26 protein-coding genes are annotated in these 26165 nt (G+C 56.1%); 15 read left to right on the top strand and 11 right to left on the bottom strand.

Annotation, left to right across the window (positions count from 1 at the left end):
* Window positions 1-2: 2 nt before the first annotated feature.
* Both VHE34_RS02210 and VHE34_RS02205 read right to left on the bottom strand, forming a co-directional pair.
* Window positions 3-1031, bottom strand: a complete 1029-nt coding sequence (locus VHE34_RS02210) for a YncE family protein (RefSeq protein ID WP_325584113.1) — start codon at window positions 1029-1031, stop codon at window positions 3-5.
* Window positions 1032-1060: 29 nt separating this feature from the next.
* Window positions 1061-2404 carry a paraquat-inducible protein A gene (locus tag VHE34_RS02205; protein ID WP_325584111.1) on the bottom strand — a complete coding sequence of 448 codons (1344 nt, stop codon included), beginning with the start codon at window positions 2402-2404 and terminating at the stop codon, window positions 1061-1063.
* Between the two features lie 12 nt (window positions 2405-2416).
* Here VHE34_RS02205 and VHE34_RS02200 point away from each other — a divergent pair, with 12 nt between their 5' ends.
* The 3 genes from VHE34_RS02200 (at window position 2417) to VHE34_RS02190 (ending at window position 3540) form a co-directional block, all read left to right on the top strand.
* Window positions 2417-2677, top strand: a complete 261-nt coding sequence (locus tag VHE34_RS02200) for a hypothetical protein (protein ID WP_325584109.1) — start codon at window positions 2417-2419, stop codon at window positions 2675-2677.
* A gap of 101 nt (window positions 2678-2778) precedes the next feature.
* Window positions 2779-3243, top strand: coding sequence for an SRPBCC domain-containing protein (locus VHE34_RS02195; protein WP_325584107.1), 465 nt, complete (start codon window positions 2779-2781; stop codon window positions 3241-3243).
* Between the two features lie 27 nt (window positions 3244-3270).
* Window positions 3271-3540 carry a hypothetical protein gene (locus VHE34_RS02190; protein WP_325584105.1) on the top strand — a complete coding sequence of 90 codons (270 nt, stop codon included), beginning with the start codon at window positions 3271-3273 and terminating at the stop codon, window positions 3538-3540.
* Window positions 3541-3585: 45 nt separating this feature from the next.
* Here VHE34_RS02190 and VHE34_RS02185 read toward each other — a convergent pair whose 3' ends face one another.
* Both VHE34_RS02185 and VHE34_RS02180 read right to left on the bottom strand, forming a co-directional pair.
* Window positions 3586-4308: a universal stress protein gene (locus VHE34_RS02185; RefSeq protein ID WP_325584103.1), complete on the bottom strand. Its 723-nt coding sequence runs from the start codon at window positions 4306-4308 to the stop codon at window positions 3586-3588.
* Window positions 4305-4760: a DoxX family membrane protein gene (locus tag VHE34_RS02180; RefSeq protein ID WP_325584101.1), complete on the bottom strand. Its 456-nt coding sequence runs from the start codon at window positions 4758-4760 to the stop codon at window positions 4305-4307. Before VHE34_RS02180 ends, VHE34_RS02185 begins: the two co-directional genes overlap by 4 nt.
* A 143-nt stretch (window positions 4761-4903) precedes the next feature.
* On the opposite strand from VHE34_RS02180, the gene VHE34_RS02175 reads away from it, so the two are divergent.
* Both VHE34_RS02175 and VHE34_RS02170 read left to right on the top strand, forming a co-directional pair.
* Window positions 4904-5581: a DUF1080 domain-containing protein gene (locus VHE34_RS02175; RefSeq protein WP_325584099.1), complete on the top strand. Its 678-nt coding sequence runs from the start codon at window positions 4904-4906 to the stop codon at window positions 5579-5581.
* Window positions 5571-7253, top strand: a complete 1683-nt coding sequence (locus VHE34_RS02170) for a GMC family oxidoreductase (RefSeq protein WP_325584097.1) — start codon at window positions 5571-5573, stop codon at window positions 7251-7253. Before VHE34_RS02175 ends, VHE34_RS02170 begins: the two co-directional genes overlap by 11 nt.
* On the opposite strand, the gene VHE34_RS02165 is transcribed toward VHE34_RS02170, so the two are convergent.
* Entirely contained in the window at window positions 7254-8807 is a 1554-nt protein-coding gene (locus tag VHE34_RS02165; protein WP_325584095.1) for a sigma-54 interaction domain-containing protein, read from the bottom strand.
* Window positions 8808-8956: 149 nt separating this feature from the next.
* Here VHE34_RS02165 and VHE34_RS02160 point away from each other — a divergent pair, with 149 nt between their 5' ends.
* Together VHE34_RS02160 and VHE34_RS02155 are read left to right on the top strand one after the other, a co-directional pair.
* Entirely contained in the window at window positions 8957-9844 is an 888-nt protein-coding gene (locus VHE34_RS02160) for a helix-turn-helix transcriptional regulator (protein ID WP_325584093.1), read from the top strand.
* Window positions 9845-9909: 65 nt separating this feature from the next.
* Window positions 9910-10821: a bifunctional helix-turn-helix transcriptional regulator/GNAT family N-acetyltransferase gene (locus VHE34_RS02155; protein WP_325584091.1), complete on the top strand. Its 912-nt coding sequence runs from the start codon at window positions 9910-9912 to the stop codon at window positions 10819-10821.
* On the opposite strand, the gene VHE34_RS02150 is transcribed toward VHE34_RS02155, so the two are convergent.
* Complete coding sequence (locus VHE34_RS02150) at window positions 10822-12021, bottom strand: aspartyl protease family protein (protein ID WP_325584089.1); 1200 nt, start codon at window positions 12019-12021, stop codon at window positions 10822-10824.
* Between the two features lie 126 nt (window positions 12022-12147).
* Between VHE34_RS02150 and VHE34_RS02145 the strand changes: the two genes are divergently transcribed.
* From VHE34_RS02145 to VHE34_RS02110, 8 genes are read left to right on the top strand one after another with little or no spacing between them, the layout of a single operon-like run.
* Entirely contained in the window at window positions 12148-13413 is a 1266-nt protein-coding gene (locus VHE34_RS02145; RefSeq protein WP_325584087.1) for a hypothetical protein, read from the top strand.
* A gap of 52 nt (window positions 13414-13465) precedes the next feature.
* Window positions 13466-14113 carry a TetR/AcrR family transcriptional regulator gene (locus VHE34_RS02140; RefSeq protein WP_325584085.1) on the top strand — a complete coding sequence of 216 codons (648 nt, stop codon included), beginning with the start codon at window positions 13466-13468 and terminating at the stop codon, window positions 14111-14113.
* Window positions 14114-14161: 48 nt separating this feature from the next.
* The gene (locus VHE34_RS02135) at window positions 14162-15430 is read left to right on the top strand and encodes a TolC family protein (protein WP_325584083.1); all 1269 of its coding nucleotides are present in this window, start codon (window positions 14162-14164) and stop codon (window positions 15428-15430) included.
* Window positions 15427-16353: an HlyD family secretion protein gene (locus VHE34_RS02130; RefSeq protein ID WP_325584081.1), complete on the top strand. Its 927-nt coding sequence runs from the start codon at window positions 15427-15429 to the stop codon at window positions 16351-16353. The genes VHE34_RS02135 and VHE34_RS02130 overlap by 4 nt, the downstream gene beginning before the upstream one ends.
* A 2-nt stretch (window positions 16354-16355) precedes the next feature.
* Window positions 16356-17258: an ABC transporter ATP-binding protein gene (locus VHE34_RS02125; RefSeq protein ID WP_325584079.1), complete on the top strand. Its 903-nt coding sequence runs from the start codon at window positions 16356-16358 to the stop codon at window positions 17256-17258.
* Window position 17259: 1 nt separating this feature from the next.
* Complete coding sequence (locus tag VHE34_RS02120) at window positions 17260-18000, top strand: ABC transporter ATP-binding protein (RefSeq protein ID WP_325584077.1); 741 nt, start codon at window positions 17260-17262, stop codon at window positions 17998-18000.
* On the top strand, window positions 18001-19107 hold the full coding sequence (locus tag VHE34_RS02115) for an ABC transporter permease (RefSeq protein WP_325584075.1): 1107 nt from the start codon (window positions 18001-18003) through the stop codon (window positions 19105-19107). It abuts the gene before it with no gap.
* A complete protein-coding gene (locus tag VHE34_RS02110; protein ID WP_325584073.1) occupies window positions 19104-20213 on the top strand; it encodes an ABC transporter permease in 1110 nt (369 codons plus the stop codon). The genes VHE34_RS02115 and VHE34_RS02110 overlap by 4 nt, the downstream gene beginning before the upstream one ends.
* Window positions 20214-20243: 30 nt before the next feature.
* Here VHE34_RS02110 and VHE34_RS02105 read toward each other — a convergent pair whose 3' ends face one another.
* The 5 genes from VHE34_RS02105 to VHE34_RS02085 form a co-directional block, all read right to left on the bottom strand.
* Window positions 20244-21899, bottom strand: coding sequence for an altronate dehydratase family protein (locus tag VHE34_RS02105; RefSeq protein ID WP_325584071.1), 1656 nt, complete (start codon window positions 21897-21899; stop codon window positions 20244-20246).
* A complete protein-coding gene (locus VHE34_RS02100; protein ID WP_325584069.1) occupies window positions 21896-23371 on the bottom strand; it encodes a tagaturonate reductase in 1476 nt (491 codons plus the stop codon). Before VHE34_RS02100 ends, VHE34_RS02105 begins: the two co-directional genes overlap by 4 nt.
* Window positions 23372-23443: 72 nt before the next feature.
* A complete protein-coding gene (locus VHE34_RS02095) occupies window positions 23444-24124 on the bottom strand; it encodes a bifunctional 4-hydroxy-2-oxoglutarate aldolase/2-dehydro-3-deoxy-phosphogluconate aldolase (protein ID WP_325584067.1) in 681 nt (226 codons plus the stop codon).
* Entirely contained in the window at window positions 24114-25139 is a 1026-nt protein-coding gene (locus VHE34_RS02090) for a sugar kinase (protein WP_325584065.1), read from the bottom strand. Before VHE34_RS02090 ends, VHE34_RS02095 begins: the two co-directional genes overlap by 11 nt.
* Window positions 25136-26146 carry a zinc-binding alcohol dehydrogenase family protein gene (locus VHE34_RS02085; protein ID WP_325584064.1) on the bottom strand — a complete coding sequence of 337 codons (1011 nt, stop codon included), beginning with the start codon at window positions 26144-26146 and terminating at the stop codon, window positions 25136-25138. The genes VHE34_RS02090 and VHE34_RS02085 overlap by 4 nt, the downstream gene beginning before the upstream one ends.
* Window positions 26147-26165 lie beyond the last annotated feature (19 nt).

Below are 26165 nucleotides of genomic sequence, written 5' to 3'. Positions count from 1 at the left end.
CTTTACTGACCTGCCCAGGCGAGGCCGTCGGGTGTTCCGCCTACGTCGAGGTGACCGATGACGGCGAGGGTTTTGAGGTCGATGATGGCGATATTGTTATCGGCGGAGCAGGCGACGAAGGCACGGGCTGCGACCGGGTCCATGAGAATGCCTGCGCAGCCGCGACCGAGCTTTATTCTCTTCACTTCTTTACGGGTGGCGGCGTCGAAGACCGTCAGGTCGCCCGTACCGAGGCTGGTCACGAATACCTGTTTGCCGTTAGGTGTGAATTTCACCCTGTTGGCGCCTTTTACGTTGGCGTCCAGGCGGGCTGCAAGGGCTTTTTTTGTGAGGTCGATAACGGTGATGGAGCCGTCCTCGCTGGCGGCGGTCCACAATTCTTTTCCATCGGGGGACACGTCGAACCCTTCCGATCCGCGGGCGGTGGGGACGAGGGTCTGGCGCCATTCCTCCCGGGGGCGGGCGCCGGGAGGGGCGTTTGTTCCGGGCTGCAGGATCGTGTCGGTGAGGATGCTGACCGTGCCTGAGGTAATATTTGTCGTATAGATATGTTTGGCATCGGGAGTGACGAAGATCATATGGGTACGGTCCTGGCCGGTTCCCATGGCCCAGTCGAGCTTGCCGGTGGCGGGGTCGTAGCGGCCGACCGCCTTCGATCCTTCGGCGGAGAACCAGACCTTACCGGCGGCGAAGTCGATGCCGTGAGGGCCGTAGAGCGGACGGGTGTCGATATTGCCGAGGGCCTTTTTTCCGACGAGATCGAGGACATTTATTTCGTGGAGGCTGCCGCCGCCGTAGATCGTGACATAGGCTTTTGTGCCGTCGGAGGAGGCGATGACTTCGTGCGGGTCGCTGCCGACGGGGAGGCGGGTGATGATTTGGAGGGTATTTGGATGGACCAGGGCCAGGGTATGGTCGGTTTTGGAGAGGGCGAGGAGGAGGCGTTGGGATTGGGCTTTTGCGGGGAGGATGGCGAAGACCGCGAGGACGAGGACGGTCAGCGTTTTGAGGGATGGCTGGATGGATGGCATGGCGCGCGGTTTTTCCAAATTTAACATTATTATCGATGCGCCCGACGCAACGGCGTGGATGTTTCGTGACAGTCCGGCTGGGGATTCAACCAATGGAGGAGTTGGGACAAGGCCAGGCCAAAGAGGACGAAGGTGACGAAGATCAGGTAACCGGGTTGAAGGGAGGTGCGATTGGTTGCGATGCTGGTAAAGGCGCTGCTATTGATGTTGAGGTCGCGTAGCTGGTCGTTGAGGATGCCGTTGAAGCCGATATAGGCCATGAAGAGTGCGACCACCATCACATCTGCCATGCTCCATTTTCCTGAATGAAAGGCAAAAAAGCCGACGATGCGGCTTTTCGTCCATTGGCGTTTACCGATCAGATAGAGGCCGGTGCAAACCAGTTTTGCTATTGGGAAGAGGATGCTAAAGCAAAGGAGCAGAACGCCTACGCAGATGGTATTGATCTTTCCGTTCTGAAGGAGCAGGATGACAACGTCAACGATGCTTTTGGATTGAAAAAAAATGACCTGGTCTTTAAATGATATCGTCTCGCCGAGAATGTGAAAGTTCAGGGCGTCGATGCGGGCGTCGAGCTCGATCGTGACGGAAGTCAGCCCGGTGACGAGGAAGACAAGGGCCATGAAGATGGACAGGATGTAGAGGGTTGTGAGAAGGGGTTTCTGTTTTCTGAGGAGATACCAAAGGCTGAGGAGAACGGCGAGGGACGCCAGCATGATCCATACGTATGTCATCATCTTTTTATGGATCACGGTGAGGTCATTGTCCGTCCGTTTATTGAAGTCATCGAGGTTGGCTACGGAATAGCGTTTGAAGACCGAGTCGAATCGCGTTCGTTGCTCTTCGTATGCGCTGTCATAGGTGTGTTCGCTAAGGTCTTCGAGCTTACTCTTCGCCACGGAGGCGAGCCGGCGCCTGCTGCGGGGGCGCATGACCCCGGCGATGATCTTTTTGGCGAAGGCGGGGGTCTCCTTGTGAAGGTTGGTGGGTTTGACGAAGGCGTGGAAGACCAGCTTGCGAACCTTGCCGCCGAGGCTTTTCTGGGGGCGGCTGATGATACTGTCGGCCTTGTCGATGAGTGCGTCGAGAAGAGTTTCCACTTCTTTCTGGAGGGAATCGCGTTCGGCGGGGGTAAGGCGAAAGCTGTCGATCTGCTGACCAACGGCGTCGATGACGAGGTCGCGCCAGCGGCTGACCGAGAGGATGCCGAAGCTGACGTTGTTGACCCCGCTGTAGTCCCGTTTGATCGTCTTTTGTCGTTCGGAAAGCGTATGAACCTGAACACCGGAGAAGGCGGCCACGAGGATGAGCGCGATGACAAAGGTCACCAAAATGATCTTTTTGCCGGGCATGATAATCGCGTGTTTTGCCATAAAATTCCTGTTATGAAGAAGAAGAGTTTAACCAAGCAAAAAGAAGTTCAAGAGGGTACGCCCAACCGTGCCGGGCATCATCATGGATCGACGACGCAGGGTGGATCGAATTTCGGGCAGGGCTCTTCCGAGTTGGGGAAACAAGCCAACCGGCAGGGGAGTGAAGGGAACAGCGGATCGAATTATGGAAATGAGAAAAAATGGAATAACGAGGCGCTGCGGAGGAAAGACATGTGGCAGCAGCGGCAAGGGGTTGGAAGATCACGACAGTAATTTTTCGACGGTTACACATAAAAAACCATGCCCCGGCACGGCGCTTGCTGAGGCATGCGAAACGGGCTTCCCTAACGAAGCTTGCCTGAAAAAATGGACCTATGACAACGACGAAAAACAGTAAACTGATCGACGCTTCTGCGGAAGCGTGTTTCCGGGCCTTTACCGATGCGGAGGCCCTTGAGCAATGGCTTGCGCCCGGCGAGATGACCGGCAAGGTGCACCAATTCGAGCTGCGCGAAGGCGGTGGTTATATCATGTCGCTGTTCTATCCCGAGAAGGATGGGGAGGTGAAGGGTAAGAGCGATGTGAAGGAAGACCGGTATTGCGCCCGGTTTTTGGAATTGCGACCCAACAAGCGAATCGTTGAAGCTATTGAATTCGACACGAGGGATGCGCGGTTCATGGGCGAGATGATCATGGAAGTGGGTTTCATTCCTGAGGGAACCGGAACCCGGGTCGAGCTGACCTTTTCGAATATCCCGCCCGGGATTCGGCCGGAGGACAATGAGAAGGGAACGGAGTTGTCGCTGGAGAAATTGGCGAAGTATGCAAAGGCACGTTAATTGCTGGCCGTATGAAAAAGCAGTTTTATGCCAGAAGCGGAAAGCGCTTATACAAAGGGGCAGCGGCATGAGCCGGTGTCGAAGACCCGGAGCCAGGCGACGGAGAGGGCGTTGAAGAAGGAGGGTTCGGCTGCGGCTTCCCACCAGGCTTTGTCGAAGCAGGCAAAGTCGGCGGCTCAGAATCGTTCGTCTTCGGACCGTTCGTCGGCGGCCAGGAAGGCGGCGCGGACGAAGGGACCGGCGGGGCGGTCAGCGGCTGCGAAGAAGGCGGCGCGGACGAGGGCTAAAGCCCGGTGAGGATCACTGCGGCGGTTGGAGGACTTTGCAGTAGGTCCATAACCATTATTTTAGGATGAGGACCGGTTCGGCTGCGTTGAGGACGACTCCCTGCATAATATTCTGATGGGTCAGGTTGTAGAAGAAGCTGTGTTTGCGGGGCAGGGCGACGATCAACTGGACCTGTTGGTCGGCGGCCGCCTTGAGCACGCCTTTGATCACCTCTTTCTGAGGCGGGTCATATTGGATCACCTCGAGATCACTCAAAAGGGGTAGCAGGGTTGTGGAGGCTTCGGTCGTACCGGCGACCAGGACAGACCGGATGGGCTGATACCGGGCTTCCGGCGGAATGACGAGGACGGGGACCGGGATGACCCTGGCGAGGGGGATGATCTGGCGCCCGATACTGCAGTCGTCTCCCGGGGCGCGGCGGCTGGTGCCGATGATCGCGAGGGAGGGTGATTCCGCCGTCACTTCTTCCACCACGGAGCGCAGCAGGGGTTTGGTCCCGATGGCGATCCTGACCGAAATGCCATGCGGCAATTGCTTGCCGATCTCGCTTTTCAGCTCCAGCAGCTGTTTCATAAGGCTTTCCATACGCCGGTCGATCTCTTCCTCTCCCATCTGCAGCAGGTCGTGATTGGGGACGATCTGTTCGAAAAGCGGTACAAAGCAATTCGACATCAGCACGATCTCCGCGAAGCCTTTATCCTGGGCCAGTCCGGCGGCGTAGGCAACGGCGTTTACGGAGGGTGCGGAAAAATCGACAAGGACCAATAGTTTTTTCATCTTAGTTCGTCGTTATTTTTACTTTTCATCAGAAGCCGGTCGAGCGAGAGCGGGCCGGAGCCGAGGACCAGGAAAACGCAAAGTAGGGCCAACACCAGGATCGAGAGCCAGAGCTCTGAGTTGACGTAGGGGGCGGTGATATTGACAAAAAAAACCGCGACAAAGACAATCGGCAGCTGGAGCAGGGCCCAGAGGCGGGTGAACAGGCCGAGGAAGATGAGGCCGCCGCCGAGGACATGCATGTACGTGACATAGTAAATAATGGCGCTGATGAGGCCGGGCGAACCTTTGATAGCCCCGGTGTCGAGGATCAGGTAACGGAGGTAACCGGCATTGTTGAAGAAGATGATCCCCTTAAAAAACAGGAACATACCGAGGACCATACGAAGCAGGTCGAGGATCTTGGGGTGGTGCCGGTCGCCCCAGGCGCCGACCCTTTTAGCAATATTCATATAACGATTTTTTTCTTGCTATCTAACAACGCGATACAGATCATTGTTTGTGCCTTGGGGTATTGAGAAAATATGCTAATTTAACACATTGGAACCGCATCCGGCGGTTAACGCTCTATTCGCGCAATTCACAAGCTTGCTTTATGAAGTATAGAACACACTACCTGATCGGCGTGGCCCTGTTGCTGGCCGCGGCGCCGCGATTTACGGGCTCCAGGACGGAGCCGCCGCCACAATCCAAACAACTTTTTAATGGGAAGGACCTGACCGGCTGGAAACATGTGGGTCCCGGCAGCATGGTCGTGGAAGGAGGGCTGATGCATGGCGCCGGCGGGATGGGCCTGTTGTATTGGGCCGGGGAGAAATTCGGGGATTGTACTTTTCATCTTGTTTACCGGATGAAGGACGAGAACGACAATTCGGGGGTGTTCATCCGCATTCCGATCGAGCCGCGGGAGGAGTGGATGCCGGTGCATTACGGCTATGAGGTGCAGATCGACAACCATCCCGAGCGGTCAAAGGAGGACGACTACCATATCACCGGAACGCTGTATTCGCTGACGAAGCCGCTGGCCAAGCCGGGGAAGCCGGGACCGCAGTGGAATACGATGGATATCACGCTGGATGGGCCGCGGACGATCGTAATGGTCAATGGAGTTAAAGTGACGGACTATCGCGAGGGGGATCCGGTTCCGGAGCGGAAGTTCGATTTTGAGCCGCAGCGCGGCAGGCGGCCGGACCAGGGATATTTCGGCATCCAAAATCATAGCAAAGATGATATTGTGTATTTCAAAGAAATCTCTGTGAAATATGGGAAATGATCACCTGTACGACGCCATCGTGATCGGCAGTGGGATCAGCGGGGGTTGGGCGGCGAAGGAATTGTGCGAGCAGGGGCTGAAGACGCTGGTGCTGGAGCGGGGCAGGAACGTCGTTCATCTCAAGGACTACCCTACGGCGACGATGGCGCCCTGGGAGTTCCCGCATCGCAAGGAAATGCCGCGAAAGTTTGTCGATGAGAACCCGCTGATCACGACGGCGGCGGGTTTTGGGGAGGATACGGCACATTTTTTTATCCGCGACAAAGACCATCCGTATGTGCAGGAGAAGCCGTTCGATTGGATCCGGGGTTACCAGGTGGGCGGTAAGTCGTTGATCTGGGGCCGGGCCTGTCCGCGGTGGAGTCATTACGAGTTCACCAACCCGGCAAAGTTCGGGTATGGTATCGAGTGGCCCATTACCTATGACGAGATCGCGCCCTGGTATTCGCATGTGGAACGTTTCTCGGGTATCTGCGGGAACAAGGACGGGTTGGAGTCGATGCCGGATGGGGATTATCTCCCGGCCTTTGAAATGAACTGTGTGGAGAAGGATCTGCAGGCAAAGATCCGCCGGCACTATCCCGATCGCTATATGATCGCGGGGCGCTGGGCGCAGTTGACGAAGGCCGAGCCGATACATCTGCAACAAGGCCGGAGCCAATGCCAGGCGCGGGATATGTGCATGCGGGGCTGCCCGTTCGGCGGCTATTTCAGCTCGGTCTCCTCCACCCTACCCTGGGCGGCAAAAACGGGCAACCTGACGGTGCGGCCATTTTCCGTGGTGCACTCCGTCATCTATGACGAGGAGAAAGGGCGTGCGACGGGAGTTCGAATCATCGATACCAACACTCACCAGGCCACCGAATATTTCGCAAAGGTGATCTTTGTCAACGGATCTGCGCTGAACAGCAATCTCATCCTGTTGCACTCGCAGTCAAAGCGGTTTCCGAACGGGCTTGGTAACGATAGCGGGTTGTTGGGTAAATACGTGGCTTTTCAGAACTATCGGGGTTCGCTGGGCGGGACGGTAGATGGATTTCTTGATAAGTATTATTATGGGCGGCGGCCTTCGGAATGTATGATGGCGAATTTCCGGAATTTGAAAAAGCAGGATACCGATTTTGTCGGCGGGTATATGGCCTTTATGGGCGCGAGCCGGGGGACACCGGATGCGGAGGGGATCGGCGGCGAATATAAGGCTGCGATGGGCGAACCGGGCGGATGGACCATGTACATGTATATGCAGGGCGAGACGATACCCAAGGAAAGCAATACCGTGAGCTTACATCCCACCGAGAAGGATCAGTGGGGCATTCCGCTGTTGGTGACGAAGGTGGATTATGATGACAACGACGAGAAGCTGCTGAGGGATTTCCTGACCACGAGCGCCGAGATGCTGGACACTATTGGCGTGAAGAATATCACGACCCATGATAATCATTGGGCGCCGGGCCGGGACATCCATGAGATGGGCGGATGCCGGATGGGGAAAGATCCGAAGACCTCACTGCTTAACAAATACAACCAGCTGCATGAATGTAAGAACGTGTTCGTCACCGACGGGGCCTGTATGACGAGTACGGGGAATCAGAGTCCCTCTATTTTGTATATGGCCTTTACCGCCAGAGCGGTGACGCATGCTGTGGGGGAGTTGAAGAAAGGCAATCTTTGATCATTCGTGTTTCTTTGTGATGCCCAGCTTCTTCATCCGGGAGTGCAGGGTTGTCGGGGGAAGCTTAAGAATTTCGGCCGCACCGCCTTTACCGCGGATGCGGCCTTTTGTTTTGCGAAGGACGCCGAGGATATGGTCGCGTTCGTTGTCTTCGAGGGATTTTATCGCGGTGGTCTCCGGTTGTTCGGCGATGCCGTTCTCCTTGTTATCGACGGGCAGGTGGATCTCGCGGATGATGGGCCCCTGGGTCATGAGGATGCTGCGTTCGACGAGATGTTCCAGCTCGCGGATGTTGCCGGGCCAGTGATAGACACTCATTTGCCGGAGGGCGGCGGGGGCGATGCCGGTGATCTTTTTGCCCGATCTGCGGGCATATTTCGCGATGAAATGAGCTGTCAGGGCGGGGATGTCCTCCCGGCGTTCGCGGAGGGGCGGCAGATGGATGGGAAATACGTTGAGACGATAGTACAGGTCCGTCCGGAAACGGCCTGCGTCAACCTCTTCCTGCAGGCGGCGATTGGTGGCGGCAATGATCCGGGCATCCGTCCGGATGGTAGTTCGGCCGCCGATGCGTTCGATCTCTTTCTCCTGGATGGCGCGGAGCAGCTTGGCCTGCAGTTCGGGGGGCAGCTCGCCGATCTCGTCGAGGAAGATGGAGCTGTTGTCGGCCAGTTCGAACTTGCCGATGCGACGGTCAACAGCGCCGGTGAAGCTGCCTTTCTCGTGGCCGAAAAGCTCGCTCTCGACCAGGTTGGCGGGGAGGGCCGCGCAGTTGACCTTGATCATCGGTTTATCCTTCCGGGGTGAACCGTTGTGGATAGCGCGGGCGATCAACTCCTTTCCCGTGCCGGTTTCCCCGAGAATGAGGACCGTGCTCGTGGTGCCGGCGACCTGGCCAATGGATTGGAAGACCCGTTGGAGCACCGGGCTGGAACCTACGATCTCTTCATGGTCATATGCCGTCCGGAACTGTTCCCTGCTGAGCGAGAGGAGGGCTGCGTTCTCCTTTTCGAGCCGGGTGATCGCCGCGGTAGCGCGAAGCCCCGCAATAGTAAGGGTGAGCTGGGTAGCGATGAAGTGAAGGGCTTTTGTGTCCTGTTTGGTCCAGATATGCCGGTTGGTGGTTATCAGAAAGAGCCCGCCGATCAGTGCGCCATCTGCGTGGATGCCTGCGCCGAATAGTTCGCGGATGCCACCGTCGTAGAGGATCCGAAGGTGGCGGGGTACGATCCTTTTGCGCATCCATTCGTCGAGGTTGAGCGCGATGGGCGCTGCAATTTCCAGCCCGAGGTGGAAAAAACCGTCGGGCCAGGGATGGGAATGGGTGGATAGCCAGTTTCTATCGTCAGGGGATAAGCGCCGGGTCGAAGGTTCGGTAAGAAAAACTTCAAAATGCTTCCGTTGATCGTCGAGCAGGATGAGGCCGGGTTCACCGGGAAGGCCGAGGCGTTTGAGGGTCGTTTGTAAGAGGGGGAAGAGCCGTTCCCGGGAGGTAAGGGCGGCCAGGTGGTTGCTAAAGTCGATCCAGGCATCAGAGAGGTCGGGAGTGGTCATTGTTGAAAATACGACGATATTTCGTCTTTTGCCCGAAACACCGTCGAGGATTCGTCAGAATGGAGGGCCAGGGCTTTATTAATAAACTGATAAACAGAGTTTTAGTTTCAGGCATGCAATTCGAATAATCGTACGTAAACAAGATATTTATGAAAGCGCCTGAAAGTCTTTCCATCGTATACACCACTGATAACTCGGGACAGTTCTTTACCGTCAAAATGCTGGAGTCCCTGGCGAGCTATCCTGAGCCGGAGAAGGCTACGGCTTACAGCAATAACTATTTCGAGATCTTCTGGATCACGAAGGGGAGCGGCCTGTTGCGGCTCGATCTCCGGCAATACGAGATAAGCGATAACCAGCTGTTTTGCGTCCGGCCGGGGGAAATGCGGGAACTGTCGTCGGAAGAGGGTTTGGAAGGATATGTGATCGCGTTCACGAAGGCCTTTCCGGGGGTTAGCGATGCAGATTTCGACCTGGGATACCCAGGTGGGGTGTATGCGCTGTTCGACCGGTGCCGGGCGTTGCGGGTGAAGAGTGAATTGGTGGGTGATATGGCCATCATCATGGAGAAGTTGCTGAAGGAATATAACAATGTCGATCTTTTCCGGCAGGAGTTGCTGAAGCGGTATTTCAAGATCTTCCTGATCTATCTTGGCCGGCAGTTCGAAGCCCAGGACGGGATGGACCTGCAGGCCAGGAGTATGGGGCTGGTGCAGAAGTTCATGGATTCGTTGAACACTCATTTCAAGACGATGCGGATGGTAGCGGAGTATGCCCGGGAGTTGTCGGTGACGCCGAATTATCTGAACGAGACGGTGAAGAAGTCGACGGGGTATCCGGCCAGTCATCATATCCGGCAGCGGATCGCGTTGGAAGCCAAGCGGCAGGCGGCTTATTCGGATGTGTGCATGAAGGAGATCGCTTATTACCTCGGCTTTTCGGATTCCGCGCATTTCAGCAAGTTTTTTAAGAATACGACGGGGATGAATTTCTCTGAATTTAAAAAGGAGAAATTCTCGGTGGCTATGGCAAGCTAGCGCGCATTCGCGCGCCGGGACGGAATATAGTTGACCTGGTCAACTATATTCCGTAAATTCGAGGAATGAAAAGGAAAGTCATTCCGAGGATAAGGGCTTTTAACCGATGGTATACGGACCTGATCGGATTGCTGGATCAGCACCTGCTCAACAGTGACTGGTCTTTAGCGGAGGCCCGGCTGATCTATGAAATTCAAGCGGGGCAGCCTGTGCAGGCTTCGAAACTAACGGGGGCTATGTCGATCGACAAGGGCTACCTGAGCCGGTTGCTGAAGAAACTCGAAAAAGAAAGAATCATCACAAAGAGGAAGTCGCCCGGGGATGCCCGGGCTTTTTTGCTTTCCCTGACGGAGAAGGGGATGCGGGAGTTTGCCGTGTTGAACAAGGCTTCGGATGAGCAGGTCGGGCAGATGCTGGAGCCGTTGAGCGAAGTGCAGCAGGGGGAGTTGCTGGGGCATATGGAGGCGGTGAATCATTTGCTGGGTGGGCCGAAGGGAGAGGTGACGATCCGTACGCAGTTGTTACCGGGGGACCTGGGGCTCGTGGCGTGGCTGCATGGGTCGATCTATACGCGGGAGAACGAGTTTGGATTGGGTTTCGAGGGGTATGTGCTGAAGGGGTTGGGTGAGTTTGCATTGGAGTATGACCCGGCAAAGGACCGGGTATGGGTGTGTGAAGCGGAGGGAAGGATGGTCGGGTTCCTGTTGGGGATGCGGCGGGAGGAGGGCGTGGCGCAGCTGCGCTATTTTATTTTGCTGCCGGAGTATCGCGGGGCCGGTTTGGGGAAGAGACTGATGGGGCTTTTTATGGATTGGCTTCGCGAATCCGGATACCGGCGGGCTTATTTATGGACGACGCATGAGCAGGAGACGGCTGCTGCGTTGTATCTGCGGCATGGGTTCCGGCTGACCGAGGAGAAGCGGACGGCCGGATTTGGAAAAATGTTGACAGAGAGAAGATATGATTGGGCTGAGTGACTAGAGAATGCTACTGACCTTTAGTGAGCAGAGTGCCATCTCTCCATCGGCGTGCCGCACGAGCACCTTGACCTTGGGGCCGATGGTCCGCAGGAGCGTTTGATAGACCTGCAGATTTTGCTGTTTGTCGCCGTTGACCTCCAGGATAATATCCCCTTCTTTGAGCCCGGCCCGTTCGCCGGGGGAACCTTCCATGACATCGGTGATGATCACCTTGCCCTCGATGAGGGCGATGAAGACCCCGCTGTAGCTGTAATCAAAAGGTTGGTTATAGGAGCCGTTGGGCAGGATATAGATCTCGGAGTGCGGATAATTGATGATCAGGTTGAAGCGGCGCAGGAGGTCGTTGCCGATGAGGCCGCCCAGTTGTGGATAGGAGGTGACGTCGAAGGAGTCCTCGAAGATATAGGTCGGGATCTGCCGGAAATGGAAGGGTCCGAGGGAAAAGGTGCGGAGGGTTGTGAGCTGCATGTCGGTCTTACCCCCGAGGCCTGCGCCCTGGGTGCGGACCGGTTTTTTTCGTTTGGGCCTGAAGACGGCGCTGTCCTCGGTGAAGTTGGCCGAAAAGAGGAGGCAGAGGCCGGCGCCGGTGTCAAAATAGAACCGGCCCTTGAATGCGCGCGCATCGGCCAGATGGCCTTCGAGCATGGGCAGGCCGAAGAGGCGGGGCCGGAGCAGGAAGCCGCCGGAGGGATAGCGGATGGGGCCTTTTGTGAAGACATCGAGCCTCGAGCTGTCGTAGTCTACGCGGACGAGATAGCGGGAGAAAAAGCTATAGCCCAGGATGCCGTCGATCTTTTGGCCATAGACGCTACTAAGAATATCATAGTCATTTACCTGCAGGCGAAGGCTGTCGACGACGAGGCTGCCGACGGTGAGGCGGGAATTGTCCAGGACGCGTTGCTGGCATTTTCCGGCGATGCCGCGGATGGTGCCGTCGGCTGCCCGGGGATGGAGTTGAAAATGGGCGGCAGTGGCGGAGTCCAGGGAAGCGCCGCCGCATCCGGTATCGAAGATGAAATTGAGGGAGTCGGGAAAGGAATCAAGCTTGACCTTGCCGACGATGATGCCGCCGTTGAGTTGGGTAAACCGGACGCTGGTCAGGTAGCGGTCGGCTGGAAGGAGGTCATTCTCCTGTGCCCGGGCTGGACAAACAGCCGACGGTCCGATGAGGCAAAGCAAAAGGAACAGGCGTACCATAAATGCGTTAAATTGCTCATATAAAGTTGAGCAAGCCCCCTGTAAAAAGCGAATCATAACCCGTTCATTTTGGTACAAGTTGGTACACGACCGGGCGGGCGACTCAACTCGAGTAATTTTACAACTATGCCAACCGATGAAAGCCTGATCCGACAGGTAAAAAAACGTTTTGAGGAACAAACCGGCTGGGGTGACAGCGAGAAGTGGAGCAACCAGGATTTTCTGCAGCTGAGCGAGCTGATTCGCGATAAGACCGGGGTGAATATCAGTCATGTCACGTTGAAGCGCATCTGGGGGAAGGTGAAGTACGAGAGTTTGCCGAATACGCACACGTTGAATACGCTGGTGCAGTACCTGGGATATGATAATTGGAGGGATTTTAGCGTGAAAGCGGGGGAAGTTTCTGTTCCGCCACCTGCGGTGGCGGAACAGAAGGAGGTGCGGCGGTGGCGGTGGCGGTGGAAGAAGGTGGTTTGGATGGTGGCGCCGCTGGTGGTGATCCTGCTGGTGCTGCTTTTTTTGAAGGGGCAGCAGCCTCCGCCCCAGTCCCGGGATTATTCCTTCAGCAGCAAGAAGACTGTTACTTCGGGTTTGCCCAATTCGGTGATCTTCGACTATGACGCCAGCCGCAGTCCGGATGATTCGGTGGTGATCCAGCAAAGCTGGGATACGACGCGGCGGGTGAAGGTCCCCCGGAGCGGCCACCAATATACCTCTGTATACTATTACCCGGACTATTATCACGCCTCGCTGCGGGTGCATGGACAGGTGGTGAAGCAGCATAGCCTGCTGATCAGAACGGATGGCTGGCTGCCGCTGGTGGAGCAGGACCCGGTGCCGGTGTATTTCAAGCCGCAGGAATCCATCGGCGGCGGGAAGATGACCTTGTCGGTGGATCAGATCAGGGCCAAGAACATTCTTCTGCAGCCTGCGCCGCCTACGGTGATGTTCGCCAATGTGCGGGATTTCGGGGATGTTTATTCGGACCATTTTGTTTTCGAGACGCGACTGAAGAATGACTATGCCGAGGGCTCGGCCGTTTGCCAGCTGACGCGGATCTACTTGCTTTGCGAGGGAACTGCCATCTGGGTGCCGCTGGTGGCGCCGGGATGCGTTTCGACGGTGGACCTTTATTTCACTTATTTCTATACCAGCGGGAAACGGGAGGACCTTTCCTCGCTCGGCGTCAATTTCAACGATTATGTCAAGCTGCGGATCGAGTCCGACAGCGGGAAGGCGAAGATCCTTGTCAATGATAAGCTCGCCTATACCGTTCCGCGGCATATCCTGCATTCGAAGATCATCGGCATCCTGTATCGTTTCCAGGGGACGGGGACGGTGGATTATGTTTCCCTGGGAAATGGTATCCAATCTTTTAGGGATGATTTTTAATCATTTGATTAAAAAATTTGTTTAAATCCAAAAGACGGATTAGCTTTGCTGCATGCCAAGCAAAAGACCGGCGAGCGGGAGAAGCGCAAAAAAGAAAGATGGCTCGACCGAGGAGCGGATCAAGGAGGCGGCGCGCAAGCTGTTCACCCAGAAAGGCTTTGCTGCGACGCGCACGAGGGATATTGCCGAAGAGGCGGGGATTAACCTGGCCTTGCTGAACTACTATTTCCGGAGCAAGCAGAAGCTGTTCGACCTGATCATGATGGAGAATTTCCGGCAATTCATTGGGGGGTTGTCGGCCAATTTCACGGACGAGACGCTGACCATGGAAGAGAAGGTGAAGCGAGTGGTGAATGGATACATCGATTTCCTGACTGAATTTCCCGATCTGCCGTTATTTATCCTCAATGAGATCCAGGGCAATTCATCGGAGCTGGCGGTAAGGCTCCGAGAGGAGCTGGCGCCGGCGAGGCAGATGTTCTTCCAGCAGTTGGTAGATGCGAAGAAAGAGGGTAGGACGACGTTGGATCCATTCCAATTTGTGGCCAACCTGGTGGGGCTTTCGGTCTTTCCCTTCGTGGCAAAACCTTTGCTGCAACGGGTATTGAATGTCAGTGACGAGCAATTTCACGCGTATATGGATGAACGCCGGAAGCTTGTGCCGATGTGGATCGGGATGATGGTAAAGGGAAAGCCCTGATTTTTTTTGCCCGCTTATTAATCAAATGATTAAATCAAACGAATAAACATGAAAAAGAGCCTATTCTTGCTGGGTTTGCTGGTAACGGTCCTGTGGGGGTCGGGTCAGCAGCGGTTGACGCTCGACGAGTGTTATGGACTTGCCGAGGCCAACTATCCGTTGACGCGGCAGCGGGCGTTGATCGAAAAAACGAGGGAGTATACTCTTGCCAATATTGCGAAGGGCGTTTATCCGCAGCTGGCAGTGAACGGAACGGCGACCTACCAGTCGGATGTGACCAAGATCGCCATCCCGCCGATCTCGGGTATCAACATCACTATTCCCACGGTGCCGAAGGACCAGTACAAGCTGTATGGGGAGGTGTCGCAGACGCTGACGGATTTTGGGATCAACAAGCAGCGCCGGACGGTGAGCCGAACCGATGCGGAATTGCAGGAGGCGAACCTTGCGACGGACTTGTATGCTTTGAAGGATCGGGTCAACCAGTTGTTCTTTGGGGCCTTGCTGATCGACGGGCAGCTGGAGCAGAACGAGCTGGCGGCGGCCGATATCCAAACCGGGATCAAGAAGGTGGAGGCGGCAGTGAAGAATGGGACGGATTTCAACAGCAGCCTGAACAAGCTACGGGCGGAGTTGCTGAATACGGAACAACATAGTGTCGAGCTGCGCGCTTCGCGCGCCGCCTATACGGATATGTTGGGGTTGTTTATTAACCGGGTTGTGGACAGTAGCGTCGTTTTGGTGAGGCCCATGGAACCGGCGATGGGCGATTCGATCCGGCGGCCGGAGCTGGCGGCCTATGATCTGCAGGCGCGGAGTTATGCGGAGCAGCAGGAGCTGACACGGCGGAACCTCTTCCCTTCGCTGAGCGCTTTCTTCCAGGGCGGATTGGGCCAACCGAACCCCGTGAATTTCCTGTCCACTTCGCTCAGCGGTTATTACCTGACGGGATTGCGGTTGACCTGGACGATCGGCAACAGCTATACCTACAAGAAGGAGAAGCTGATCAGCCGGAACAACCAGGAGATGGTGACCAATCAGCGCAATACCTTTTTGTTCAACACCCGGTTGACCATGAGCCAGGAAAGCGCCGATGTCCGGAAATACCGGGAGCTGATCAGGAGCGATGAGGAGATCGTGCGGCTGCGGGAGTCCGTGGACAAATCATCGGCGGCGCAACTGGAGAATGGCGTGATCAGCGCCAACGATTATTTACTGGATGTCAATGCTGCCGCGCAAGCGCGTCAGCAGCGGGTCATTCATGCAATGCAATTGTTGATGGCGCAGTATAACTATAAAACAACAGCAGGTTTATGAAAAAGATGCTCTTTTTGGGATCTCTATTTTTGGTGGCTTGTAACAGTCATAAGCTGGTGACCGATGCTTCGGGGGTGTTCGAGTCGGACGAGGTGATCGTCTCGGCAGAGCAGAACGGCAAGCTCCTCTCCTTCCCTATCCAGGAGGGGGATACGCTGGCGAAGAACGCGATCGTCGGGCAGATCGATATGTCCAACACCGTTTTGCAAAAACAGCAGGTGCAGGCGTCGATCGCCGCGCTGAAGGAAAAGACGACGGACCCGCATCCGCAGATCGAACTCGTCAAGCGGCAGCTGGCCGTACAGGAAGTACAGTTGGCGCAGCAGCTTCGGGAGCGGACCCGGACGGAGAACCTGTTGAAGGCCGATGCGGCGACTCAGAAGCAGTTGGATGATATCAATTCGATGATCGATCAGTTGAGGAAGCAGATCGACGTATCGAGGCAGCAGATCGCGTTGGACGAGTCCAATGTCGCTACGGAGAACCGGACCGTGCTGAGTGAGAAGGCGCCATTGGAAAAGTCGGCCGCGCAGATCCAGGACAATATCGACAAGGGAAGGATCGTCAACCCGATCGGCGGGACGGTGCTGATCAAGTATGCGTTGCAGGGAGAGATGACGACGATGGGCAAGGCGCTGTATAAGATCGCCAATGTCGATACCGTGACCTTACGGGCCTATGTCACCGGCGCACAGCTGACCCAGGTGAAACTGGGGCAGGCGGTAAAGGTGTTTTCGGATGAAGGGAAGGACCGGTACCGCGAGTACCCGGGGACCGTCTACTGGATCTCCGACAAATCGGAATTCACCCCCAAAACCATACAAACCCGGGATGAACGGGCCAACCTCGTATATGCGGTGAAGATCCGGGTGAAGAACGACGGGTTTTTGAAACTGGGGATGTATGGTGAAGTCAAATTCTAGTCATGATCACGCTGGACCATATTACCAAGACCTATAATAAGGGGAAAGTGCTTGCGGTGAAGGATATTTCCCTTTCCGTGAAGCCCGGGGAGTTGTTCGGATTGATCGGGCCCGATGGCGCGGGCAAGACTACGCTGTTCCGCATCCTGACCACGCTGTTGCTGGCCGACAGGGGAACGGCCGTCGTGAACGGGTACGACGTGGTGAAAGATTTTGCGAAGATCCGCAGCAGTGTGGGGTATATGCCGGGGCGGTTCAGCCTTTACCAGGACCTGACCATCGAGGAGAACCTGCAATTCTTTGCGACGGTGTTCGGGACGACGATCGAGGAAAATTATCACCTGATCAAAGACATTTACGTACAGATCGAACCTTTTAAGGACCGCCGGGCAGGGAAACTATCGGGTGGCATGAAACAAAAGCTGGCACTGTGTTGTGCGCTGATTCATAAGCCCGCGGTCCTTTTTTTGGATGAACCTACGACGGGGGTGGACGTTGTCTCCCGCAAGGAGTTCTGGGAAATGTTGGCCCGGCTGAAAGCCGAGGGAATTACCATCCTCGTATCGACGCCCTATATGGACGAGGCCCGGCTTTGCGACCGGGTGGGGCTGATCCAAAAGGGCAGCATCCTGTCGATCGATTCGCCGGCGGGGATCGTGGGGCAGTTCCCGGGGGACCTGTACGGCCTGGAGGCGGCCAATACGCATCGGTTGTTGCGGGAGGCCAGGGCCTATCCGGGGACGAGGAGTTGTTTTGCCTTTGGGGACGCGTTGCATGTGACGTTTGAACGGGGGAAGGAAGGAGAAGCTGTGGAGTGGTTGAAAGGTAAGGGTTTGCCGGATGTAAAAATGGAACGTATCCAGCCGGGTATCGAGGATGTTTTTATTCATCTTTTAAAGGATTAGCATGGAACCAGTGATCAAGACCGACAAGCTGAGCAAACGTTTCGGGCCATTCATAGCCTGCAACGAGTTGACCTTTACGGTGGACAAGGGGGAGATCTTCGGCTTTCTGGGTGCTAACGGAGCGGGTAAGACGACCGCGATGCGGATGCTTTGCGGGTTGCTTGGGCCCTCTTCGGGGGAGGCGACCGTGGCGGGTTTCGACGTATATACGCAGACCGAGAAGATCAAGAAAAGTATCGGGTATATGAGCCAGAAGTTCTCTTTGTATGACGATCTCTCGGTGGCAGAGAATATCCGGTTTTATGGGGGCATTTATGGCATGAGCCGGCCGGCGATCCGGACCAAGACCACGGAGCTGTTGGAGGAGTTGGGACTACAGCAGGAAGCCAGGACGCTGGTGCGGGAGCTGCCGCTGGGTTGGAAACAGAAGCTGGCCTTTTCGGTATCGATCGTACATGACCCGGAGATCGTATTCCTGGACGAGCCGACCGGCGGGGTGGACCCGGTGACGCGGCGGCAGTTTTGGGACCTGATCTATGCAGCGGCGGACAGCGGGGTGACCGTATTCGTCACGACCCACTATATGGATGAGGCGGAGTATTGCAACCGGGTGTCGATCATGGTCGATGGGGTGATCGCGGCGCTGGACAGCCCGGCCAACCTGAAGCAGCAGTATGGGGCGGCCACGATGGAAGATGTCTTTTACGAACTGGCCAGAAAGGCAAAAAGAAAGGGGGATTAAATGCGACAACTGGTTATTTTTATACGGAAGGAATTCCTGCATGTCTTCCGGGACCGGAAGACGCTGCTGATGTTGTTCGGTCTGCCGATCGCGCAGATCGTGCTTTTTGGGTTTGCGTTGTCCAATGAGATCAAGGATTCGCGGATCGCGGTAGTGGATTATTCAAAAGACGCCGTGACCCAGCGGCTGATCGCCAAGATCGGGAGCAGTCCTTATTTCAATATCCAGCGGACGCTGGCCAGCGCCGACCAGATCGATGCCGCGTTCAAGAAGGGGGATCTGAAGATGGCGGTGACCTTTCCGGCGGGGTTTGGCGACGATGTTATCCATACGGGGAAAGCCACGATGCAAGTGATCGCCGATGCCTCCGACCCGAACCAGGCGACGACCATTACCAATTACCTGAACCAGATCGTTGCCGACTTCAATACCGAGCTGGCGGCGGGCAGCGGTCAGCCGATGACTATCGTGCCTTCGATGCAAATGATGTACAATCCGGAGCTGCGGGGGGCGCCCAACTTTGTGCCGGGGGTGATGGCGCTTGTGCTCATGCTTGTTTGCACGATGATGACCTCGGTGGCGATTGTGAGGGAAAAGGAGTTGGGAACGATGGAAATATTGCTCGTGTCACCCTTCAGGCCGGTCTACATCATCATCTCCAAGCTGGCGCCCAACCTACTGATCTCGATCGTCAACTTATTTGTCATTCTTTTTTTGAGTGATATTTTTCTCGACCTGCCGGTGAAGGGGAGTTTCCTGTTGTTGGTTTTCGGGAGCGTGTTGTTTATCATGACCTGTTTGTCCATCGGGTTACTCCTTTCCATCAACGCCCAGACGCAGCAGGCGGCGATGACCGGATCGCTGATGGGGATGATGCTGCCGACAATGCTGCTGACGGGATTTTTATTTCCCATCGAAAACATGCCGCTCGCGCTGCGGCTGCTATCCAACCTGGTCCCTTCGCGCTGGTATTTCATTATCGTGAAGCAGGTGATGTTGAAGGGCCTCGGCATTGGGGCCATTTGGAAGGAGCTGCTGATCCTTGGGGGGATGTGTGTGTTTCTTTTTACGATCAGTCTCCGAAAATTTAAAATCAGGCTGCAATGAAGACTTTGGTATTCTTATTGGAGAAGGAGTTCCGTCAGCTGCTGAGAAGTAAACAGCTGATCGGTATCCTGCTGATCGCGCCGCTGATCCAGCTGATCCTGCTGCCGATGGCGGCGGACTATTCGGTGAAGAATATTTCCATCGTGGTAGTCGACAACGATCATTCCACTACGTCGCGGAAGCTGATAGAAAAGATCGTCTCTTCGGGGTATTTCCGGCTAAAGGGCTATGAGGACAGTTATACCGCGGGGCTGAAGATGGTGGAGCAGGACAAGGCCGACCTGGCGCTGCAGATCCCTATTCATTTCGAGCGGGACCTGGTTCGGGAGAATCAGAAGCAGGTCTTTGTCGCGATCAATGCGATCGAGGGGACGAAGGCGAATTTGGGTGGGGCGTACCTTGGGAGTATCGTGAAGGACTTCAACGAGGATATCCGTTTGCAGTGGCAGGTAGACAACCCTGCCCCTACGATATCGGTGGCTTCCTCCAACTGGTACAACCCGTTGTTGAACTTCAAGCTGTATATGGTGCCGGCGATCCTGGTGACGCTGGTGACCGGGTTGGTGGCGATGCAATCTGCCTTTAATATCGTGCAGGAGAAGGAGAGCGGGACGATCGACCAGATCAATGTGACGCCGATAAAAAAATATGTGTTCATCATCGGGAAGATGATCCCGTTGATGGTGTTGGGCATTGTTTTGTTCACGATGGGATTGCTTGTGGGCTGGCTTTTTTATGGGGTCGTACCTCTTGGCAGCTGGTGGGTGTTGTACGGGTCGCTGGTGGTGTACCTTTTTTCCATGCTGGGGTTGGGATTCATGATCGCCACCTACTGTGGGACGCAGCAGCAGGCCATGTCGCTGTCCTTCTTTTTCATCAATATCTTCAATATGATGAGTGGGGTTTTTACGGCGGTGGACAGTATGCCCGGGTGGGCGCAGGCGATAGTGACGACGTTCCCGCCGAGCCATTTTATCAAGATCATGCGGCCGGTGGTGTTGAAGGGGAGTGGGTTCCAGGATATTTTGCCGGAGATACTTTGGATGCTGGGGCTTGGGTTGGTGCTAAATACGTGGGCTGTGTTGAATTACAGGAAGACGAGCTAGGCGCCGAGAAGCGCCCGGCCCGGCTTGTATTTACAGCGACACTCCGCGTTTCCAGGGGATAAAGTCGTCCTGGACGTGGCGGACGGCCGCAACCTGGGTCTCGCCACTGGCCACGCCGATGACGTAATCGAGGATGCGTTCGCCGGCCTGTTTTATCGTTTCGGTCCCTTCTATTATCGTTCCCGTATTGATGTCCATGATATCGCTCATCCGCTCGAAGAGGGGGGTGTTCGTCGCGATCTTGACGACGGGGGTCACCGGGTTGCCGGTGGGTGTGCCGAGCCCGGTGGTGAACAGGACGATATTGGCGCCCGCGGCCACTTCGGCCGTGGTGGATTCCACGTCGTTGCCGGGGGTGCAGAGGAGGTTGAGACCGGGCCTCGTCACTTTCTCGGGGTAGTCGAGGACGGCGGTGACGGGTGAGGTGCCGCCTTTCTTTGCTGCGCCTGCCGATTTGATGGCGTCGGTGATCAGGCCGTCGCGGATATTCCCCGGCGAGGGGTTCATGTCGAAGCCGGAGCCGACGGCTTTTGCGCGGTCGTTGTAGGTGCGCATCAGGTGAGAGAAGCGTTCGGCTGTCGGGACGTCTATGCAACGGTCGCTGAGATTTTGCTCGACGCCGCAGAGTTCGGGAAATTCGGACAGTATCACCGAGCCGCCGAGGGCGACCAGCAAGTCGGAGGTGTAGCCGATGGCGGGGTTGGCGGAGATGCCGGAGAAGCCGTCGGAGCCGCCGCATTCGAGGCCGATGCAGAGCTTGCTGAGCGGCGCGGGCTTACGTTGCTGCCGGTTCGCGAGGATGAGTCCTGCGAAGGTTTGCTTTATGGCCTCGGAAAGGAAGGCCGATTCGGTACCGATCTTCTGCTGCTCGAGGATATACATCGGCTTCGAGAATTCGGGGGAGCGTTTCTTTATCTCTTCTTCCAGCATGCTGACCTGTGCGTTCTGGCAGCCGAGGCTGAGCACGGTGGCGCCGGCGACGTTGGGATGGGTGATATAGCCGGCGAGGAGGCCGCAGAGAGCCTGGGCGTCCTGGCGCGTGCCGCCGCAACCGCCGTCGTGGTTGAGGAATTTGATGCCGTCGACGTTGGGGAAGAGGCGTTGGTTGTTATTGCTTTGGTAGTCGGCCTGCAGATCGGTGGAGAGGATGTCCTCGACCGACTTGCCCGATTTGTAGAGACTTACCAGCTGTTGGGATTGCAGCTGGTAGGTGCGGTTACGGCCATAGCCGAGGTCGGCGACGAGGGCTTGCTGGAGGACGTCGAGGTTGCGGTTCTCACAAAAGACCATGGGGATGACGACCCAATAGTTAGCCGTGCCGACGCTGCCGTCGGCGCGGTGGTAGCCGTTGAAGGTACGGCCGCTGAATTTTGACGTGTCGGGTTTCAGCCATTCGGTATGGCGGTCGCCGATGTTGAAATCGCTGGCGGCGTGTTTGACGTTGGTGGTGCTGATGAGGCCGCCTTTCTTTATGGTTTGTTGCGCCTTACCGACGAGAACGCCGTACATCGTGATGCTGTCACCGGGATCCAGGTCGACGGTGGCGAATTTATGTTTTGCTTTTACGTTCTCCCGGAGGGTGTATTCTTCTCCTTCATAGGATACTTTCGTGTCTTTTGGGAGATTGGTCAGGGCGACGAGGACGTTGTCGGCGGGGTGGACTTTCAGTATCGTTTGCGTGCTCATAATATTACTTTTGAAGTAAGTTGGGCTAAGGTTGCTACGGGGCCTTTGGCGATGAGGTCGTCGAGATAGAGGCGGACGGAGCCTTCGAAGCCTTTCAGCTGGGAGAGGTCGGCGCCCCAGAGGGATCTGTCTTTTAGGGTAATGGTCGCCACTTCGGGGGCGGGGTATTTGTGCCAGAGATCGGCAAAATAGCCGGCTTTGTCATCGTTTACCGGGTGGGGCGGCTGGGCGCGCATGAATAAGATATATGCTGCGAAACCGAGCGCCATATGAGCCGGTGGGAAGTGATGTTTCTCGTAATGGCGTAGCAGGACCGGGATCACGCGCATTTTCAGCTTGGAAGTGTATTGCATGGTGATGCTGATCCATTGGTGTTGCAGGTGCGGATTGCGGAAGCGGTCGAGGACGCGGAGTCCGAAATCGCGGGCTTCCTGCAGGGGAAGGTCATAGGGGATTGCCGGGGCTATTTCCTTCAGCATGAGATCGGCGACAAAGGTAGCGAAGGAGGGGTCGTCCATGGCGTTCTTTACCGTATCGAAGCCGGCGAGGAAGGCCAGGCCGCAACTGAGCGTATGGGTGCCGTTGAGGAGCCGGAGCTTCAGCTCGCGATAGACCTCGATGTCGGGTTCGATGATGACGCCAGCGTCGGCATTTGCGAATGAGAGGATCTTGCGCACTTTTTCGTCGCCTTCGATCGCCCAGAGGCGGTATACCTCGGAGATGGAGAGGAGTCCATCTGTATAACCCAGATCGTGCTCCAATTGTTTGAGGGTGGCTGCGTCGGGCTTGCCGGGGACGATGCGGTCGACCAGCGAGCTGCAGAAGGAGCAGTGGTTATCCATCCAGACCACGAAATCCGCTTCCAGCTGGCCCATCTGGGCCAGTTCCTTTACGATGCCTTTTAGCTTCTTTCCATTGTCGACGATCAGCTCGGTGGGGATGACGATCATGCCGCTTTCGGGGCTGCCGTTAAAAGCTTTCCAGCGTTGGTATAAAAAGGCGAGGAGTTTGCCGGGGAAGGAGACGGGCGGGTTGCGGCGGATATCGTCATCTACCAACTGGATACCCACTTCGGTGGTATTGGAGATGATGATCTGCATTTCGGGGCTGTGGGCGAGTTTTACTATTTCCTGCCATTGGTCGCGGGCCGAAAGGACGCGGCTGATCGCCGAGCAGATGATATTTTCTTCCACCTTTTTTCCTTCTTCGATGCCGCGTACGCAGAGCGTATAGAGGCTGTCCTGGCGGTCGAAGGCGCCGGCGTCACCGCCATCGGTGGATTTGACGACGACGATGCGGCCGTTGAAGAGCCCCTGGCGGTTGGCTTTATCGATGAAGTAGTCGGGCAGGCCGCGCAGCAGGACGCCGGTGCCGAACTGGAGCACTTTTTCCGGGAGGGAAAAGATCGCATCGGCGGGTTTTGTGACGGCTTTTGCGGTGATGTGCTTTAGGTTTTCTCTGTTGAGGTTCATTTTGCTGTTTCTTTTTGATTTTCGGCAAAAAATTGGAAAAATGAAATTTTTTGCCTCAATTCCGCTTATATCTTATGAATGAGACTTCGTCTCATTTCGGACGCTTCGCGCGATCGTGAGGGCTACCATAGTTTTTTCGTATAGAAGCTCGTAGTTTTCGTTCAGGAGTATCTCTTTGCTGATCAGGCGGCTGCCAAGACCTACAGCGCAGACGCCGGCCTTGATCCAGCTGCGGATATTGTTCTCTTCGATCTCCACCCCGCCGGTAGGGATGAAGAGCTGGCCCTGGAATAGCTCCTTTATGGAGCTGACGAATTCGGGACCGAGGATATTGGCGGGGAAGATCTTGATGACGGCGGCCTTGTGTTCCTGGGCTTTGTATATCTCGCTGGGTGTCATGCAGCCGGGTATCCAGAGGAGGCCGGCTTTTGCGGCGATCTCCCCCACTTCCGGGTTGATGATGGGCGCTACGATGAAATCGGCGCCGGCGGCGATGAAGGCTTCGGCCTCTGTCCGGGACTTGATCGTGCCGATGCCGAGATAGAGGTCGGGGGACTCTTTTGTGAGCGTCTTCTTCAACATGGTGAAATTGTCAAGGGCTGCGGCGCCGCGGTTGGTATATTCCACGGCGCGGACGCCGGCGCGATAGAGGGTGCGGATGACTTCGAGGCAGACCGAGGGGCTTTCCCAGTAGAACAGCGGGAGGATACCCTGGGCGAGGATGCTTTGTAAGATGACTTTTTTATCGTTCATACGTTGTCATGAATTGTTTGATCTCTTCCGGGCGCTGGTGGGTCGCATCGCTCGGGATGAATAATTTTTGATATGCGGCGGCCGTCGCGTATTCGAGGGTGTCCTGGTTCGCGTGGTTTTGGCTCAGTCCATAGATGAGACCGGCCATGAAGCAATCTCCACTCCCTACTTTATCGAGGATTTTTTCCGAGAGGTACTCCTTGCTTGTATACAGAGTTTTATTGTTATAGAGCGTGGTGAAGTAGCGGATGCCTTTTTCGCCGCTGTCGAAACGGAAGGTATTGGCTACGTACTTCACTTTTGGGAAGTTCTCCATGATCTGTTCGCTGGTCAGCCAGGCGTGCCGGAGGTAGTCCTTTTTTGTGTCGGTGCCGACGAGGCTTTGGTCGACGGGGATGCCGAGCATTTTTTCGGCGGCCCAGAGGTTGCCCATGATGAGGTCGCAGTGATCGGCGAGGGCGGGCATGATCTCCGTTGGGGCAGCGCCGTATTGCCAGAGTTTGGCGCGGTAGTTCAGGTCGAGGGAGATCGTGATGTTCTTTGTGCTTGCGGCTTCTAACATTTCTGTGCAGACCGTGGCGGCGTTCTTGTTCAGCGCCGGGGAGATCGCGCTGAAGTGCAGCCAGCCGATGTCCTCCAGGACGGTGTCCCAGTCGATGGAGCCGGGTTTCAGCGACGCGAAGGAGGAGTGGGCGCGGTCGTAGATGACGCCGGCGTTCTTGAGGTCCTTTCCTTTTGGCAGGTAGTAGATGCCGATGCGTTCGCCGCGGTAGAGGATACGGCTGGTCTCGATGGTCTTTTCTTCGAGGTACCGGGCCAGCTCGCGGCTCATCGCGTTGTCGGGAAGGGCGGTAAAATAGGCCGAGGGGAGACCCCAGAGGGCGAGGGCGGTGGCCACGTTCGCTTCCGCGCCGCCGACGTAGAAGGGGAGGCTGTTGGTTTCCAGCCAGTCGCCGCCCGGGCAGATGCGGAGCAGGAGCTCGCCGACCGATAATATCTTTTTGTTGTTCATCATAGTTCAACCATTGCTTTTATGACGCCGTTTGCGGGGTCCAGCAGGCTTTTGAATCCATCTTTCAGCTGGTCAAAGGGTATCCGATGGGTGATATAGGTAGTGGGATCGATGAGGCCTTGCTTCATGAAGGCGATGACCTTTTCGAAGTCTTCTCTTGTCGCGTTGCGGCTGCTCATCAGGGTGCCTTCGCGTTTGTGAAATTCGGGATGGCTGAATTCGATGGTTCCTTTTTGCAGACCTACGAGGACATAGCGGGCACCGTGGGCCATGTACTGGAAGCCGTCGTTGATCGCCTTGCGGTTGCCGGTGGCGTCGATGACGACGGTGGGCATGTCGCCGCGGGTGATGTGCCTTATTTGGTCTACTGCATTGGTTGACGGATTTACCGTGTGGAGGATCTGTAGTTTTTCGCGGCAGAATTTGAGGCGGTCGTCGTTGATGTCCATGGCGATGACTTCGCCGCCGGCGATGCGGGCGGACTCCATGGCGCCGAGGCCGATGGGGCCGGCGCCTATTACGAGGACGAATTCATTTTTTTGGATCGCTGCGCGGCGGACAGCGTGTGCGCCGATGGCGAGGGGTTCGATGAGGGCGAGCTGATGGTGGGAGAGGCCGTTGCCGTGGACGAGCGCGTTGCTCGGGACGCTGAGGTACTCGACCATGCCGCCGTCGATGTGGACGCCGGCCACTTTTATGGTTGTGCAGCAGTTGGGCTTGCCGGTGCGGCAGGCGATGCATTTGCCGCAGTTGAAATATGGGATGATGGTGACGGCTTCGCCGGGTTGGAAGCCGGGGGCCTGATCCAGGTCGACGAGGTCGCCCGCGAGTTCATGGCCGAGGATGCGGGGGTATTCAAAATACGGCTGGGTGCCTTCGAAGGCGTGAAGGTCGGTGCCGCAGATGCCGATGCGTTTAATTTTTATTATCGACTCGCCCGGGCGGGCGAGTGGGGCGTCGGCTTCGCGGTATTCGAAGTGACCTGGTTCTATGCAGACTAATATCTTCATTTTCCTTTCTTGTTGTCCG

Source organism: Puia sp. (assembly GCF_035546395.1).
GTDB lineage: Bacteria > Bacteroidota > Bacteroidia > Chitinophagales > Chitinophagaceae > Puia.
Note: the sequence above shows the minus strand (reverse complement) of the source record. Positions and strands in the feature narration are given on the sequence as shown.